Raw genomic sequence first — 16,945 nt, forward strand, 5'->3', positions numbered from 1 at the left:
CTCTTTTCTAAAGGGAGGTTAGGAGGGATTTTTAATTATTTAATATGCTCAGCAATATCAGTAAAGATCACACCTAAACCATGCGCACCAGCATCCGGATAACCCAGGCTACGATCACCCACCGTACCGGCACGGCCCATACGCGCTACGATCTCTTTGGTGGATTCTGCACCTTGAACTGCCGCTTGAGCACCTAGAACAAAGTTTTCTTTAAAAGTCTTGTCAGTATTGGCAGACCAAGAATCTGCACATGGAGCCAGAGCATCAATCAGGGTTTTGTCACCAACCACAGCACCACGACCAAATGAACGCTCACCAGTCACTTGAATACCTTTGACCGCAGCTTGCAGCATCTCGGCAAAATCCGCCACGCTTAGAGTTTGTTTACCTTGAATGGCTTTACTTGCTGAACGGAAGGCAGATCCCCAGATTGGACCTGAAGCGCCACCACAATGTTCCATGATGATCATGGAGCAGTTCAGCAGGAAATCATCCATCTGTTCAGCCTGAACCAGTTCATGCCACTGGCGTTTGAGTTGTTTAAAGCCTTTAGCCACACTCATACCAAAGTCACCGTCACCTGCATGGGCATCCAGTTCACAGAAAGGCACTTCATTTTTAATGATGCAGACACTCATCACATCCACAACATAGCGCATGTTCTCGATAGTGAACTGTTCATTGGCAATCACAGCATGTTCAGGATGTGTTTCAACATCTGTATTCACTGTACGGGTAGCCGTTTGACCTTTGGCTGCAAACTCAAATGGCAGTACAGGTGAACCATCCATTTTAAAAGCAGGCGTATTGGCTTCTGCATCCAGATAAGTTTTTAGTTCATCATCCACAGCTAGTAGGGAAACTGATGCACCGGCCATGTCGATACTGGTCATGTAGTTGCCGACAAAGGTACGGTAAATTTTGATGCCTTTACTTGCCAGATGTTCACATACATCGTTATTGAACACATACAATTCTTGCAGTGGAGTCGTGCCAAAGCCATTTACCAGAACAGCCACTTCAGTTAGGTCAGGACGATCCAGAAATAGGTCATCGACAATACGTTGCGCCAGTTCTTTAGACGGCAGGATTTTTTCACGACGGATCCCCGGTTCACCGTGGATACCCACGCCGTATTCCATTTCATCTTCAGCTAAAATGAACGTTGGTGTGCCTTTGGCTGGAACGGTACAAGAGGTAAAGGCAAAACCAAGGCTAATCACATTATTCGCAGCTTTTTGTGCCAGTTCTTTAACACGTGCTAGTTCATACCCTTTAGAGGCAGCAGCACCGGCAATCTTATGCACGAAGATTGTACCGGCAACACCACGACGACCGACAGTGTATAAGCTGTCTTTTACTGCGATGTCATCAGCGACTTTTACGTAATCAACTTTGATGCCATCTTCAGTCGCTAAGGCAGCACCATTCTGGAAGTTCATCATATCGCCAGAATAGTTTTTAATAATCATCAACACGCCTTTGTCAGTCGCCACTTGCTGCAAGGCTTTATAGACCTGAATTTGTGAAGGTGAAGCGAATACATCACCGCATACGGCAGCATCGAGCATGCCTTTACCCACAAAGCCGGCATGAGCAGGTTCATGGCCGCTACCCCCACCACTGATCAGGGCGACATTTTGGTGTTTTTCTTTTCGGGAAATAATTTTATAAGATTCATTAAATGCCAGTTCTGGATGTGCCAAGATAAAGCCTTTGCACATTTCGACAACGATGTTTTCAGCACCGTTCATGAGTTTCTTCATTGCAACACCAATAGTCATTGATTTGGGAGATAAATTTATTGGTCTATTATTCATGAAAGTGATGAATTTTGCAGACTTAAAAGTGTAAAAGCGGATGATTTAGGATTGATGGGTTAGAAAAGGGGCGCATATTTGATAAATTAAATCCCTCCCAACCTCCCTTTTTCAAAGGGAGGGGCTGTCACGTAATTTATTTGTTTCTGTGGAGTCCCCCTCTTTGAAAAAGAGGGACGAGGGGAGATTAAAAATAAAAGAGAATAAAAATGACGCCCTACAATAAAAACTTAAAACAAGCCTCGCGGGATTTACGCAATAACATGACGGATGCTGAAAAGTTGTTATGGTCACGTCTACGTCATAAGCAAATTTTAGACTTGCAATTTTATCGGCAAAAACCAATTTTGAATTACATCGTAGATTTTTACTGTCCTGCTGCTAATTTGGTGGTTGAATGTGATGGTAGTCAAATTTTTTTGAAAGAGTAAGTAGAAAGATTAGGAAAGTAATAAGAGGGATCTTAAGTAGTAATTAAAAAAATTGTGTAAATTATTGAGTTGTATTACATTAATTTTCATTGCTTTTTTTGTGATTATGTTATGGATTTTGTTGAAAAGAAATTTAAAATTTTTAAAAACTTTGCCATGCTATTGAGATTCTATCAACAAAATTATGGCGAATATAAGAATAGAGAAAAAGATTTCAAGGAAAAGGAAGTTATAGCTAATTATGATGAATCGTTTAATACATTAAAAAATGAAAATTCATTATTCATAGTTGAATTAGAAACTGAACAATCCAAAAAAGAAAAAGAGTATAGAGAGCTACAAGAAGAATTAAGTAATATCAAACTTAATTTATTAAAAACTAAGCATGAGATGATGCTTGAAAAACTCAAAAATATAGCTATTGAGTATGGGCAAGATAGTAGCGAATATTATCATCTGAAACTTGAGGTTCACTCTTTAGGCTTGGACTTAAAGCATTATGAAGAAATCAAATATAATATTAGTAAATTAAAAGGGGAGTTAATAAGATTTGATGATACTCTAAAATTTCATAAAGTGCTTATCTTGTTTGCTTCATTGGTATATACAAGCATTTTATATAATGAAAGATTTATCGTAAAAGAAGAATTTATTAGAATTAATTCTGAGTTTAATTTTGAAGATAGTGCTGCAATCTTAAATCTAATGTTTCTTTTGGAAGCATTCTATTATGATGGAATGAATAAAGAATTAAACTACCAATATATTGAGAAATTTATTTCTAGAATTTTAACTTTAGATTATTTTTTAACTATTTTAGTTATTTCAAGTGATTCCTTAAAATTCCCTTATAATCGATTTATTGATTATAATTTGGGTCAAATTATAAGGGTTAGAACTGATAAGAGAAAAGAAAGAGATGAGTTAAGATGTAGTTATAATGAATTTCTAAGTTTAATAGTTTTTCAACAGTTAATTTTGTATATATTAAATAACTTAAATGTTAAATTTGATGGGTTACATGAAAGAAAAGTAGCACATTATACTAGACTGGATGTAGGATTTAGATTAGTCACTAAATCTTCCCAAATGCGACTTAATTCAACAGATTTTATGAATGATCCAAGTGAAGGTAGAATTCTTTCTCAATTTTTTAATTTAAAAAGAATTGAATCTGAAAATCCTCATAGTCATGTTTTTCTTTCTTGCTTCACTTTTAATCATAATTCTTTAAATCAATTTAGATTATATGGTAATACTTCAGATGTAGAATGTTCTGGAATGAGTATAGTATATAGTTCAGATTTTTTTGAAGATGCATTTTCTAATTTATTAGATTTTGATATTCATAAAATTGGTTACTCAAAACTCCCATTATTTAGATGTATATATCTAGATTCTTTCTCTGGATTTTTTGAGGTGGCGAAAAGAAACAAATTTACTTTTTATCAAGAGTACAAGAATAAGAAATTAGCTACCAAAATGTGGAACTCTTATTCGGAGAAAATTAATAAAATTGAATCTAGTATTGATTTTTCATTTGATCGAATGAGAGATATTTTAAATTTTTTAGAAAAAACTGAAAATTTAAAAATCATAATGATGATTAATAATATATTGAAACCATTAAACTTTCTGATTAAACATTTTTCATTTTAAGAAGAGCAAGAGTGCAGGATGATGAAAATTGAAGAAATATCAGATGATAGTGTGATATATGATAGTTTAAATAATAAAAGTTATATTGAATATCAAGTAGATTGTAATGAAAAGATAAAAAATATTTATTTAGGTGAAAAAGCTAAAAATAATCATACTTATTTAATTAAAGAGATAATAAAATCAGGGTGTCAGTTGCCAACAATAAGAGTTTCAGATAATCCATTTAGATCCTTTAAAGATAATGTTATATATGGAAAATAATTAAAAATCCCCTCACTTGAGGGGAATTTTTTAATCTAAACTAGAGAATCCTTAAACCACAGAATCATCCAAATTCGGCGCTAACCAGCGTTTCGCTTCATCCAAGGTCCAACCTTTACGCTTCGCATAATCTTCTAGCTGATCGCCAGAGATTTTACCCACGTTAAAGTATTCAGTTTCAGGGTTTGCATAATAGAAACCGCTCACTGATGAAGGTGGCCACATCGCAAAGCTAGAAGTCAGGTAAGTACCAATCTTCTCAGTAGTACCTAACCAGTCGAACAATGGTGCTTTTTCAGAATGTTCAGGACAAGCAGGGTAGCCCGGTGCAGGACGGATGCCGACATACTTCTCTTTGATCAATTCATCATTGTCCAGAGTTTCGTCAGCCTGATAGCCCCAGAACTCTTTACGGATCCGCTGGTGCAGATGCTCAGCAAAAGCTTCGGCAAAACGGTCACCTAAGGCTTGAACCATAATCGCATTATAGTCATCACCTTTGGCTTTATATTCCTGAGACAGCTCTTCCGCACCGAAGATCGAAACGGTAAAGCCGCCAAGGTAATCCTGAGCTACATCTTTCGGTGCAATAAAGTCAGCCAAAGAGTAATTCGCTTTACCAGTGACTTTGTCAGACTGCTGACGTAAGTGCTCGAAGGTATGCGTTACATTGCCAGCTTCATCAGTCACAGCAACCGTATCTGAACCGGTACGATTTGCAGGGTAGATACTGAACGTTGCACGCGCATCGAAACGTTTATTGTCGATAATATCTTTCAACATTGCTTGTGCTTGTGCATACAGATCACGTGCTGCTTCACCAACGACTTCATCTTCAAGGATTTTCGGGAATTTGCCTGCAAGACTCCATGAGATAAAGAACGGCGTCCAGTCAAAGTATTCCACCAAGGTTTCTAAAGGATAGTTGGTGAACGTCTGTGAACCAATGAAGTTTGGTTTAAATGGTGCATTCTTGTCGAAGTCAATTTTAAAACCATTTTCAACCGATTCAGCATAAGACAGCTTCGCAGCTTTCGGCTGTTTGTTGGCAAGACGGGTACGGATTTTTTCATAATCCGCTGCATAGTCTGCTGCCAGTTTTGGCTTCATTTCCGCAGATAGCAGTTGAGTTGCCACACCTACAGCACGAGATGCATCAGCTGTGTAGTACACGCCATCATTCTGGTATTGAGGGGCAATTTTCACAGCAGTATGTGCTTTAGAAGTCGTCGCGCCACCAATCATCAATGGAATGTTAAAGCCTTTACGCTGCATTTCTTTGGCAACAAACACCATCTCGTCTAGTGAAGGGGTGATCAGGCCAGACAAACCAATGATGTCAACTTTTTCATCAATCGCAGTTTGTAGAATTTTTTCACATGGCACCATGACACCAAGATCGACCACGTCATAACCGTTACAGCCCAGTACCACGCCAACGATATTCTTACCGATGTCATGTACGTCGCCTTTTACGGTCGCCACCAGGATTTTACCTTTGGCTTCGCCTTGAGTTTTTTCTGCTTCGATGTACGGGTTCAACCAAGCCACGGCCTGTTTCATCACACGTGCAGATTTCACCACCTGTGGCAGGAACATTTTACCGGCACCGAACAGGTCACCGACCACGTTCATACCGGCCATTAATGGGCCTTCGATCACATCGAGGGGACGAACGGCTTTCAGACGAGCTTCTTCAGTATCCTGGTCAATATAAGTGGTAATACCTTTGACCAGTGCATATTCAAGACGTTTTTCAACCGGTTCATTACGCCATTCAAGACTTTCTTCAGCTTTTTGTGCACCACCTTGACCACGATATTTTTCAGCAATTTCCAGCAATTTTTCAGTTGCTTCGTTACCGCTTTCACCCTGGTTACGGTTCAGGATGACATCTTCAACGGCTGCTTTCAGTTCTTTGTCGATGTCATCATAAATCGCCAGCTGACCAGCATTCACGATACCCATGGTTAAGCCTTGCTGGATACCGTAGTACAGGAATACCGCATGGATCGCTTCACGTACCGGCTCATTCCCACGGAAGGAGAAGGATACGTTTGAGATACCACCAGAGATCATCGCATTTGGCAGGTTCTGTTTGATCCAGCCAGTCGCTTCGATGAAATCAACTGCGTAGTTGTTATGTTCTTCAATACCGGTTGCTACCGCAAACACGTTCGGGTCAAAGATGATATCTTCAGACGGGAAGCCAACCTCATTCACCAGCACGTCATAAGAACGCTTACAGATTTCTTTTTTGCGTTCCGCAGTATCAGCCTGACCATTTTCATCAAATGCCATCACGATCACCGCAGCACCGTACTGACGGCAGAGGCGGGCACGTTCTACAAACTCGTCATAACCTTCTTTCAGGGAAATCGAGTTAACAACTGCTTTACCTTGGACGCATTTCAGACCAGCTTCAATGATTTCCCATTTAGATGAGTCAATCATGATTGGCACACGAGAGATATCAGGTTCAGATGCGACCAGATTCAGGAAGTGCACCATCGCACCTTCTGAATCCAACATGCCTTCATCCATGTTGATGTCGATGATCTGTGCACCGGCTTCAACCTGTTGACGCGCAACATCTAAAGCTTCGGCAAAGTTCTCTTCTTTGATCAGACGCAGGAATTTTTTCGAACCAGTGACGTTGGTACGTTCACCGACGTTAACGAACAATGAATCTTTAGTGATGTTAAATGGTTCCAAACCACTTAAACGGCATGCAGGCTCAATTTCTGGCACTTTACGCGGCGCAATACCTTCAACGGCTTGAGCAATCGCACGGATGTGATCTGGTGTCGTACCACAACAACCACCAGTGATGTTGATCAGACCACTTTCCGCAAATTCTTTAATGAAAGCTGCAGTTTCTTCTGGAGTTTCATCATAACCACCGAAAGCATTTGGTAAGCCGGCATTCGGATGTGCTGAAACAAAGGTATCAGCAACGTCAGATACAGTTTTTACGTGTGGACGCATGGCATCTGCACCTAGAGCACAGTTAAAACCAATCGAAATTGGTTCTGCATGACGCATCGAGTTCCAGAACGCTTCTGCAGTTTGACCAGTCAGGGTACGACCAGACGCATCGGTAATCGTACCGGAAATCATGATTGGCAATTCAGTGCCAAGTTCTTTAAACACTTCCTGCACTGCAAAGATCGCAGCTTTGGCATTTAAAGTATCGAACACAGTTTCGATCAGGATGATATCGACACCACCCTCAATCAAGGCCTTGGTTGATTCGATGTAATTCACTTTCAATTCGTCAAAAGTGATATTACGGAAGGCAGGGTCATTTACATTTGGAGAAATAGAAGTGGTTCGTGATGTCGGTCCAATCACACCTGCAACAAAACGTGGTTTTTCCGGCGTTGAATATTTTGCACAAGCTTCTTTAGCCAGACGCGCCGCTTCACGGTTGATCTCAGGAACCAGATCTTCCATGTGATAGTCAGACATTGAAACACGGGTACCATTAAAGGTATTGGTTTCAATAATATCGGCACCAGCTTCAAGATATGCTTCATGAATGCCTTGAATAATCTGAGGCTGAGTCAGCACAAGTAAGTCGTTATTGCCTTTAAGGTCGTATGCCCAATCAGCAAAACGCTCACCACGATAATCGGCTTCTTCCAATTTATGGCGTTGGATCATGGTACCCATCGCACCATCGATAATTAAAATTCTCTTGGCAAGAAGTTCTTTTAGGGTGGCAAGTGTGGACATTCAAACTTTCTCAGTAAGCATCAAAAACGGCAATAATCTTAACAGATTAGTGCGCAGTTTTCTGTAACGCTTATACAGAATGCTGGATATGCTTGATATGAAAATTTGATAAAGAAACTCAAGCCGGTATAGAAAGTTGAAAACAGATGGAAATCTGGAAATTAAAGTTCTTGATAAAAGCGTGCGACTGGAAAATAAAATGTAAGCAGCTTTCATCAGAGTGTCATATAACAAAGCTAATCTTTAATCAAATATGACAGGCTCGGAAATATGACAGCCGGGTAGGAATGATCAGATATATTGCAAAACATGAATAAAGCTGGGCGATTCAAGCGTTTTATTTTTAATAAATAATTGATTATATTTGTATATTTTTAAAATTTAGAGCATGTGGTTACAGGATAAACGGCAACGAGAAAGTCTAAAAAACTGGTTTATATGACAGCACTTTGTCATATAATTGTCACAATTTAATTGAACAATATGGGGATTCTTGAATCCTCTATTCCTGCTTGCATGAATTCTAATCAAACTCCCTTAGGTTCAGCACAACAGTCGCCTTCTGATAAGCCGGCCAATGTTCATGTGCCAACACCGAAATTTTTTATGCCGGTGTTTCTGACTCTAATTATCTCCACGCTGATCTATATCGGCTTCCAATTGACCTCAGATTTAGCTCATATTCCACCGATCGGTCTGTATTCAATGATTCTTTTAGGCACGGCGTTATTCATTGCGCTGGGCTTTGAATTCGTCAACGGTTTCCACGACACGGCCAATGCGGTTGCCACCGTGATTTATACCAATGCATTATCTGCACCGGTTGCAGTCATGTGGGCAGGTTTCTGTAATTTCCTTGGGGTAATGGTGGCCAGTGGTGCTGTTGCATACGGAATCATTGCATTATTGCCTGTCGAACTGATCATGAATGTCGGCACAGGTGCCGGTTTTGCCATGGTCTTTGCCATGCTGATCGCTGCGATTCTCTGGAATCTGGGCACCTGGTTTCTTGGCATTCCTGCTTCCAGTTCACATACCCTGATCGGTTCGATTCTGGGTGTAGGCATCATGAACTACCTGCTAAATTCAGGTGGTGGTGCTTCCGGTGTGGATATGGAGCAGGTGCTGAAAGTCGGTAAAGCATTGCTGTTCTCACCTTTGATCGGTTTTGCTTTTGCTGGAGTGCTATTTCTGCTGGTGAAAAAGATCTTCAGAAAGCAGCTTGAACTGTTCAAGCCACCTGAAGGGAACAAGCCACCGCCACCGCTGATTCGTGCCATTCTGATCTTTACCTGTACAGGTGTAAGCTTCGCGCACGGTTCAAACGATGGTCAAAAAGGTATGGGTCTGATCATGCTGATCCTGATCGGCTGTGTACCTTTGGCATATTCACTGAACAAAAATCTGGATGCAGCTCATATCCAGTCTTTTGGCCAGTTGTCTGCGCAAACGGCTGATGCGATTTATCCGCAGCATGAAGATATTCCGGATGAGAAGGCTCGTGCCATCATTACCACATACATTCAAACTAAAGAATTGAATGCTGAGGTTGTTCCTGCACTGGCAAGCTTGACGGATCACTTGGGTGATAAAGTCGGTAGCTACAGCAATATTAAAGATGTCCCAGAAACGCAAGTTTCAGAATTCCGTAATGATATGTACCTGAGCACCACAGCGTTTAAACGTCTGGATAAAGCAGAAGCTTTACCGGCAATGAGCGAGGCTCAGGAAAAAACCGTCGACGAATACCGTGACAATCTGGATTCATTCCTGCAATACATTCCGACCTGGGTAAAAGTCGCAACAGCCTTGGCACTTGGTCTGGGAACGATGGTCGGCTGGAAACGAATTGTCGTGACGGTTGGTGAACGGATCGGTAAAGAACATATGACTTATGGTCAGGGCATGTCTGCTGAGTTGGTTGCCATGTCTACAATTGCAGCTGCTGATGGCTTTGGTATGCCGGTTTCTACTACTCACGTTCTGAACTCTGCGGTTGCAGGTACCATGGTGGCGAATAAGTCTGGCTTGAACTTCAAAATGGTGAAATCGATTCTGTCTGCTTGGGTATTCACCTTGCCAGCAACGATCTGTTTATCAGGTGGTTTGTACTGGATTCTATTGAAAGTGTTCTAAGAAATTCGATGTAAAAAACGCTGCTTAGGCAGCGTTTTTTTATGGGTGCTAGAAAAGTTTTAGCCTTAAGAAATAGCGATTTTCTTTCTGAAAATAAGAGACTTTTTATTATCTCATGGCTTTTAGAAATATAAGGGATGATGCTCCCTCTCCCTATGGGATGAGTAGCATTGCTGCGCAAGGGGGTGAGGGTAATCAGAAGGGTAAAAGTACTTTCAATAGAGAGATTAATAGCTAATTTCAACTAAATGTAAAAAATGAGTATTTCTTAGCCTTACTTTTGAAAGATGAGAAGTGCACTTCGCAAGGTAACAAAACTCTTTTGTTAGGCTGATGATACTTCCTGAGTATCTTTACAAGCACTGCTTGTGAAAGATACGCAAGACAGCCTAACGGCGACATCCATGTCGCCTGACCAATAAAATTGATTTCATCTTTATTTCAGAAAAAATTACTTCTTCAACTTACCCAACAATCCCTTCGGCAGTTTATCCGTTGCAAAACCATAAAGCGCGGCAAATGGTAGAGCAGTACGTGCCAGATAAGCCACACGCCATAAACCGCCATGATTTGCGCCTGACATCATCAATTCAAGTGGGTGATTGAGTTGTACATCAGGATTTGCAACAGACTCAGAGTTGCGTAAGTCATGAATCCACAGGGCTGCCATAATCGCATTAGTGGTTTCAGGTGCAAACGCTTCTACATCAAACAGGCTGGCACCATTAAACGCAGCTTTCAGCAGTGGATTCTTGGTCACTGAATAAGTCGTTGTTGAAGGAGCGATATTGATGCTCACTTGCTGCCCGCTGGCACGAGCCAATGTTGCACGCCATTGCTGGATGCGTTTAGCCAGTGCATAGTTTGGACCTTGCTCAACGACCAGACAGTCGCAAACACCATAGGACTTGTCGCCAACCTTAAACAGATCCTGCTTATTTTTCTGGAAAAAATGCTTGCGTGAAATCAGTGAAATGCCTTTGGTTAAAGTACTTTCCAGTTTCGATAACTGCTGGTATTTGCTTTGTGAAGCCTGAATCACTTCTTCTGGAACTGCATATACATCCGTCGGGGTGCACATATACATCAGGCTGGTATTGGCTTTCTGCTCACTGACATATTTCATAATGGCATCCATTGCCATAGAAACACGGACGTGCTTTTCACCGTCCAGATAAGCAATTGCCGCGAGATCCAGATCCTGTTTGAAATGAATCAGCCATTGGGCAATTTCAGGAATCTGGGTGAGCAGGTTAGCCCCTAGTTTTTCTTTTAAAACTTCCAGTGAAGTATCAGTTGGCAGCGCTTCAACTGATGGTGCATATAAAGTGGCGTTGCCTTGACTAACCGTATCTAAAATCTTGCCCCACACCCGGGTATTCGGTAGATCGATCGCGACGATATTGGCTTTCCATTTCGACAGCCAGATCAATGGACCTGCTTCAGAAGCGGCACCTAATAGAACAGTGGTACGATCGGATAGGTCAAACCATTCCGGATGGGCAATACATTCACGTAGCACATTGGCATGACTAGGTTCGACGATACCACGATTTTCCCAAGACTGGATTTGATCCAGTAATGCTTGTCCTTGCAGCTTTTTGCCATGGTAAGGCACATACCATTCTGGAGCTTTTTCAGACTGGCCTTTCAGCTGGAAAGTATTCAGGTTCTGCGCAGGCAGAGACATCACATCTTTTAGTAGATGCTTCTGGCCATCACGATAAAACTCAAAGCTAGCATGTGCGGTTTCCAGACCTTGCTTGGCAATACTCAATGCTGCACCCGCAGAGCGTAATCCACCTTCAACCAGATGTTTAAAGTGTAGTGGATATTGCTTACGCCAGTTCTTTTCTTGTTGTGCTGCAGTAGCATGTACAGGATCGACTGCGCCTAAGGCTTCAGAAATAATGTTACGGCCGATTTTCGATGTGCTTGGTTTTTGTTGTGAAGCAGAAATGGGAAATTGAAGACCGTCTAGGGAAGTGGACATGCAAAATATCTCGCGACTTACAGCAATTAATATACAGATGTATACATTATCGCTGCTAAGTTGCTTCTTGGGTTGGCATTAAATTCCAGTCTTGAGCGTTAATTTATTACGAGATGTTTCAAGGAAAAAGGAAGCTCGAAACTTCCTTTTTAGTAATGGATTAAAAATTAATTCGCTGTGCCTTTGATCAGTTCTTTCAACATGAAAGCGGTATTGTCCAAACCCGCACCAGTGATATACCAAGCATCAGCATTCACATAGATCACTTTTTTCTCTGCCAAGGCTTTGGCATTTTTTAGGGCAGGGTGTTTCTGAATATTATCCTGAGCGGTGTATTTCTGGGTATTCACTGCACCACGATCCAGGACAATGATGTAATCCGGATTCTTCTCAACGGCTGTTGTAATACGCTGAACATTTTTCTCCGCTGCTTTCAATGCTTCCGGAGAGCCTACTTCTGGACGGGGTGCATTTGACTGTTCAGAGGGGTCCAATACCGGTTTAAAACCTGCTAATTCATAAACAAAGCCAAAACGGTCATTTTCTGCATGTGGCATAAAATTTTCACCGACTGCAAACAGCATCAGTGCAGTTTTGCCTTCAGTCTGCTTTTTCAGTTGTTGCTGCAGCGTTGCGATTTTACTAAGCTTTTCAGTAGCAATGTTCTCTTTACCAAATGCACGTGCCAAGACATGGGCACGTTCCGTCAGATCGGCAATATATTGGCTAGTATCTGGAGAAAGATCTAAAGTCGGAGCAATACCTTTAACAGCCTCTGCTTTAGAAGCCGAACGGCCACCGACAATAATCAGGTCAGGTTTAGCAGTTTTTAGTACATTGAGATCCGGTTCGAACAGTGAACCAGCTTTGGTGAATTTGCCCTGCTGGTATTTGCTTAAATTGCCTGCAAAGCTTGCTGCAGGCACCAGCTGAGCTTCAAGCCCTAGTGCATTCAAGGTATCCAGTGCAGATAGGTCATATACTGCGATCTTTTTCGGAGCTTTTTTAAGTTGAATATTTTGGTCTTTATAGTCGAAAGTGACCTGTGCAGAAACTGTAAAAGAAGTTGTCAGTCCTAATATTGTGGCAAGTGCTAAAGTCTTAAATTTCATGTTTATTCCTTTAAATTCGCGACAAGATTAGCATAATTTATAGAAATGAAAATCATTTACATATGTGAATAATTAAAAAAGGGATAATGGCTATCCCTTAATCATTCAAAACTTTAGAAGGGAATTTGAGTCAGTTTATTCAGGAAATGCGGAATAAGTCGTGGTTCCAGAATAATCGTCATCACCACACCATAAGCCGCACCCCACAGATGGGCACTGTGATTGATATTGCTGTTGCCGCGTTTGCCCGACCAGATACTATAGGCCACATATAAAACAGCAAAAATAATCGCAGGGACTGGAATAAAGAACACGAAAATCAGCTTCCATGGTTCAAACAGAATATAAGCGAACAGAACCGCGGATACTGCACCGGAAGCACCCAAGCTGGCCCAGCGCGCATCATTTTTATGTTTCAGATAACTTGGCAAAATCGCTGCAACCAGACCACCAAGATAAAACAGAATAAAGCCCAGATCATATAAATACTGGCGATAAAAACTTTCAATAATGCTGCCAAAAAAGAACAGCGTGATCATATTGAACAGTAAATGCGTGCCATCTGCATGGATAAAACCATGGGTAATGAAACGGTCATATTGACCACGTTGCATCGCAGGCGGCCAGAAAATCAGACGATTCATTACCGTTTCTTTTGAAAAAGCAATAAAAGAAACAATACAGGTGATCAGAATAATAGTGACGGTATGATTAAAAGGTAAATCAAGCATATAAGTAATTCTGGTTCTATCTATTTGACAATGATCATGCCATTAAAACAAATCTAAAGTGCGACTTTTATAATAAATCCGACAATTTTGGTTGAATTTTTATAATTACCCCGCATCTTCAGTTAAAATAGCAGCTTCAGCTTGAGGAAATTATTGTTATGTCGACTGAGAACAGCAACACTCCGGTTGCAGAAGAAATTCCAAATCTTTTGATTACACCGACAGCACAAGAGTATTTAAAGGATCTATTGGACAAACAGAATACACCAGGTATTGGCGTACGTGTGTTTGTAGAAAATCCGGGTACACCGCGCGCTGAATGTTGCATGGCTTATAGTGCACCTGATGAGGTTGTACCTACAGACTATAAGCAGGAATATCCAGATTTTCCGGCCTATATAGACTCTCCGTCAATTCCATACTTGCTAGATGCAGTTATTGACTACAATAAAGACCGTTTTGGTGGTCAGCTGACTTTCCGTGCACCAAATTCTAAAGTGCCACGTGTGGGTCCTGATGCCTCTGTAGAAGAACGTATTACTTATGTGCTTCAGTCAGAAATTAACCCAGGTCTGGCAGGTCATGGTGGTAACTGTGCACTGGTTGAAGTGGTTGAAGATCCTGAGCATGGCTTAACTGCGGTTCTTAAATTCGGTGGTGGTTGCCAAGGCTGTTCAGCAATTGATGTGACTTTAAAACAAGGCGTTGAAACGACCTTGAAACAGCACATTCCTGAGTTGGCACGTGTCGTTGACCAGACTGACCATACCCAAGCTGAAGGTGCTTATTTCAAATAAGTCTCTAATAAAATTTAGCTTGTAAGAAATACCTCGAATAATCGGGGTATTTTTTTATTTGTATTTGATAGTGATAATAATTATCAATAGTGATTGTGTTTGTAATTACTTTTGTTACAATGCGTCACAATTCCAGCAATATTTCTTCATAAATCAACTTTTGGGGCACCTTCGAATATGAGTAAGCCGTTTATGAAATCGACTTTGGCCTTTGCAGTGCTTTCAGCATTAGCTGTTTCAGTACAAGCACAAGATCAGGTAACTGAAGAACAAAAAGCAGCATTACAGACTGAAGCTACTAAATTGCAGACTATTGTGGTAACCACAGCGGGCGGTTTTGAACAAAATATTGCAGATGCACCTGCTTCTATTTCAGTCATTACCGCGGAAGAATTACAAAAAAAATCATATACAGATGTAATTGATGCTGTAAAAAATATGCCAGGTGTTTCTGTACAAGGCGGTGGCAATAATAAAGAGATTACAATCCGAGGTATGGGTGCAACCTACACGAAATACCTTGTTGATGGCAGACCAATTAGTGCCGGTAGAGCAGTGAATGGTAATGGTACAGATGGTGGGAAAATTGGTGCATATTTACCACCAATTGACATGATTGAACGGATCGAAGTCGTACGTGGTCCAATGTCATCACTTTATGGTTCAGATGCTATGGGGGGGGTAATTAACATTATTACTAAAAAAGCGTCTGCTAGTAATTGGCATGGAAGTATTTCTCCTGAATATACGAAGTCTGATAATGATTATGCAAATGATAGTTATGGCGTCAGCATGTATGTCACAGGCCCATTAATTCAAGATAAATTATCTTTAAGTATAGATGGTAACTTCCAGGGGAATGACGAAAGTGACTTTGTCGGTGGAGAAGGGCAAAAATCTGGTTCAAGTGAGTCTGAGAAGAAAGTTAGAAAGCTCGGTACTGAACTGGTTTGGAATGTCGATGAACATAACGATATTGGTTTGAGATATGATTTTACAGGGCAGCAGTACACCACGACACTGGGTAAAAGTGTGGATGTTGCCACTCAAGCCTCTATCAATGAAAATGAGAAAAATCTATATACCTTAACGCATAAAGCACGTTACGATAATTTTACCCTTGATTCATACTATCAAGATGAAACAACTAAAAAAGTTTATAGTGGTGCCGTTGCTGACGAAAAAAATGAAGAATTAAAAGTCTTTAATACACAAGGCTCATTCTTTTTGGGTAACCATGCATTAACAGTGGGTGGTCAATATCAAAAAGAAAAAATCACTGATACCACAAATGGTCTAGCCGATATTACTGGGGTCACTTCACTCGACCGTTGGTTATTTGCTTTATATGCAGAAAATGAGTGGAGCATTACCGATGATTTCGCTTTAACTGTGGGCGCCCGCTACAATAAAGATGAATACTTTGGTGGTGAAATTACACCGCGTGTCTATGGTGTTTATCATTTAACAGATGCTATAACTTTGAAAGGTGGTGTAAGTACAGGCTATAAGCAACCAACGATTAGCCAAATTTCAGAAGGTTTTGGTAGCAGAACAGGAAAAGGCAGTGCTGTCATCATTGGTAACCCTGATTTGTCTCCAGAAAAAAGCACGAGCTATGAATTCGGATTTAACTATTCGGCTCCTGAACTTGGCTTAACAAGCAGTTTAATGGTCTTTAAATCTGATTTTAAAGATAAAATTGTTGAAGATCGTTTATGTGACACGCCAGGAACAACAAATAGTTCTCCTGTAGAAGAATGGAAATGTTCGGCAAATGGCAAGCCATATCGATTTGTTAGCCAAATGAAAAACGTTTCCGATGCAGAAATGAAAGGTGCTGAATTTACATTAGACTATGATGTACTTGATAATCTTCACGCGAGTACAAGTTATACTTATACAAAAACTGAGCAAAAAAGTGGCGAATTTAAAGGCCAGCCTTTGAATAAAATGCCAAAACATATGCTGAATGTCGGTCTGAATTATGATGTTTCAGATACCTGGACGACCTGGCTAGACTATAATTACCGTGGCAAAACCAGTGATTATTTAAGCCGTACTTCTATGGATAATGGGACACCGGGATATGGTACTTTTGATGCCGGTGCAGTCTTTAAAGCGACAGATAACTTAAGTTTGACTGCTGGTATTTATAACATTGCCAATAAAGAAATTACCAATGGCGATTATGACATTGTACTTGATGGTCGTAGATACACCGTAGGTATGAATATCAAATTCTAATTCATAGATATGAAAAA

10 protein-coding genes and 1 pseudogene are annotated in these 16,945 nt (G+C 40.7%); 6 read left to right on the forward strand and 5 right to left on the reverse strand.

The features are described 5' to 3' along the window. Nucleotides 1–35 precede the first annotated feature (35 nt). Nucleotides 36–1,766 (reverse strand): dihydroxyacetone kinase subunit DhaK, encoded by a 1,731-nt coding sequence (gene dhaK, locus ACWM1W_RS04035; protein WP_214001453.1) that lies wholly within the window; start codon nucleotides 1,764–1,766, stop codon nucleotides 36–38. 263 nt (nucleotides 1,767–2,029) lie between these two features. Here dhaK and ACWM1W_RS04040 point away from each other — a divergent pair. The 3 genes and pseudogenes from ACWM1W_RS04040 to ACWM1W_RS04050 form a co-directional block, all read left to right on the forward strand. Then, nucleotides 2,030–2,248, forward strand: a pseudogene (locus ACWM1W_RS04040) (endonuclease domain-containing protein); the annotation flags it as partial. Nucleotides 2,249–2,362: 114 nt separating this feature from the next. After that, nucleotides 2,363–3,910: a hypothetical protein gene (locus ACWM1W_RS04045; RefSeq protein ID WP_375725710.1), complete on the forward strand. Its 1,548-nt coding sequence runs from the start codon at nucleotides 2,363–2,365 to the stop codon at nucleotides 3,908–3,910. Between the two features lie 21 nt (nucleotides 3,911–3,931). Then, nucleotides 3,932–4,174, forward strand: a complete 243-nt coding sequence (locus ACWM1W_RS04050; protein ID WP_461603305.1) for a hypothetical protein — start codon at nucleotides 3,932–3,934, stop codon at nucleotides 4,172–4,174. Between the two features lie 51 nt (nucleotides 4,175–4,225). Here ACWM1W_RS04050 and metH read toward each other — a convergent pair whose 3' ends face one another. After that, on the reverse strand, nucleotides 4,226–7,912 hold the full coding sequence (gene metH, locus ACWM1W_RS04055; protein ID WP_208462453.1) for a methionine synthase: 3,687 nt from the start codon (nucleotides 7,910–7,912) through the stop codon (nucleotides 4,226–4,228). A 516-nt stretch (nucleotides 7,913–8,428) separates the two neighbouring features. Here metH and ACWM1W_RS04060 point away from each other — a divergent pair. Continuing rightward, nucleotides 8,429–10,048 (forward strand): inorganic phosphate transporter, encoded by a 1,620-nt coding sequence (locus ACWM1W_RS04060; RefSeq protein WP_104426473.1) that lies wholly within the window; start codon nucleotides 8,429–8,431, stop codon nucleotides 10,046–10,048. A 451-nt stretch (nucleotides 10,049–10,499) separates the two neighbouring features. On the opposite strand, the gene ACWM1W_RS04065 is transcribed toward ACWM1W_RS04060, so the two are convergent. From ACWM1W_RS04065 to ACWM1W_RS04075, 3 genes are all read right to left on the reverse strand, one after another. Further along, nucleotides 10,500–12,041, reverse strand: coding sequence for a hypothetical protein (locus ACWM1W_RS04065; protein ID WP_214001450.1), 1,542 nt, complete (start codon nucleotides 12,039–12,041; stop codon nucleotides 10,500–10,502). Nucleotides 12,042–12,208: 167 nt separating this feature from the next. After that, nucleotides 12,209–13,153 (reverse strand): ABC transporter substrate-binding protein, encoded by a 945-nt coding sequence (locus tag ACWM1W_RS04070; RefSeq protein WP_208462451.1) that lies wholly within the window; start codon nucleotides 13,151–13,153, stop codon nucleotides 12,209–12,211. 113 nt (nucleotides 13,154–13,266) lie between these two features. Further along, nucleotides 13,267–13,884: a rhomboid family intramembrane serine protease gene (locus ACWM1W_RS04075; protein ID WP_004783040.1), complete on the reverse strand. Its 618-nt coding sequence runs from the start codon at nucleotides 13,882–13,884 to the stop codon at nucleotides 13,267–13,269. 158 nt (nucleotides 13,885–14,042) lie between these two features. Between ACWM1W_RS04075 and nfuA the strand changes: the two genes are divergently transcribed. Continuing rightward, nucleotides 14,043–14,681, forward strand: a complete 639-nt coding sequence (gene nfuA, locus ACWM1W_RS04080) for a Fe-S biogenesis protein NfuA (RefSeq protein ID WP_004783039.1) — start codon at nucleotides 14,043–14,045, stop codon at nucleotides 14,679–14,681. Nucleotides 14,682–14,873: 192 nt separating this feature from the next. Beyond that, a complete protein-coding gene (locus ACWM1W_RS04085; RefSeq protein WP_228301722.1) occupies nucleotides 14,874–16,928 on the forward strand; it encodes a TonB-dependent receptor domain-containing protein in 2,055 nt (684 codons plus the stop codon). Nucleotides 16,929–16,945: the final 17 nt, after the last annotated feature.

The sequence above is a fragment of the Acinetobacter sp. TW_SC_4 genome (genome assembly GCF_054861205.1).

Excerpts from the sequence above, each read along its gene's own strand:
- ACWM1W_RS04045 (WP_375725710.1), top strand. The coding sequence starts at position 2,363 with ATGGATTTTGTTGAAAAGAAATTTAAAATTTTTAAAAACTTTGCCATG.
- ACWM1W_RS04085 (WP_228301722.1), top strand. The coding sequence starts at position 14,874 with ATGAAATCGACTTTGGCCTTTGCAGTGCTTTCAGCATTAGCTGTTTCA.
- ACWM1W_RS04065 (WP_214001450.1), bottom strand. The coding sequence starts at position 12,041 with ATGTCCACTTCCCTAGACGGTCTTCAATTTCCCATTTCTGCTTCACAA.
- nfuA (WP_004783039.1), top strand. The coding sequence starts at position 14,043 with ATGTCGACTGAGAACAGCAACACTCCGGTTGCAGAAGAAATTCCAAAT.
- metH (WP_208462453.1), bottom strand. The coding sequence starts at position 7,912 with ATGTCCACACTTGCCACCCTAAAAGAACTTCTTGCCAAGAGAATTTTA.
- ACWM1W_RS04050 (WP_461603305.1), top strand. The coding sequence starts at position 3,932 with ATGAAAATTGAAGAAATATCAGATGATAGTGTGATATATGATAGTTTA.
- ACWM1W_RS04075 (WP_004783040.1), bottom strand. The coding sequence starts at position 13,884 with ATGCTTGATTTACCTTTTAATCATACCGTCACTATTATTCTGATCACC.
- ACWM1W_RS04060 (WP_104426473.1), top strand. The coding sequence starts at position 8,429 with ATGAATTCTAATCAAACTCCCTTAGGTTCAGCACAACAGTCGCCTTCT.
- ACWM1W_RS04070 (WP_208462451.1), bottom strand. The coding sequence starts at position 13,153 with ATGAAATTTAAGACTTTAGCACTTGCCACAATATTAGGACTGACAACT.
- dhaK (WP_214001453.1), bottom strand. The coding sequence starts at position 1,766 with ATGAAGAAACTCATGAACGGTGCTGAAAACATCGTTGTCGAAATGTGC.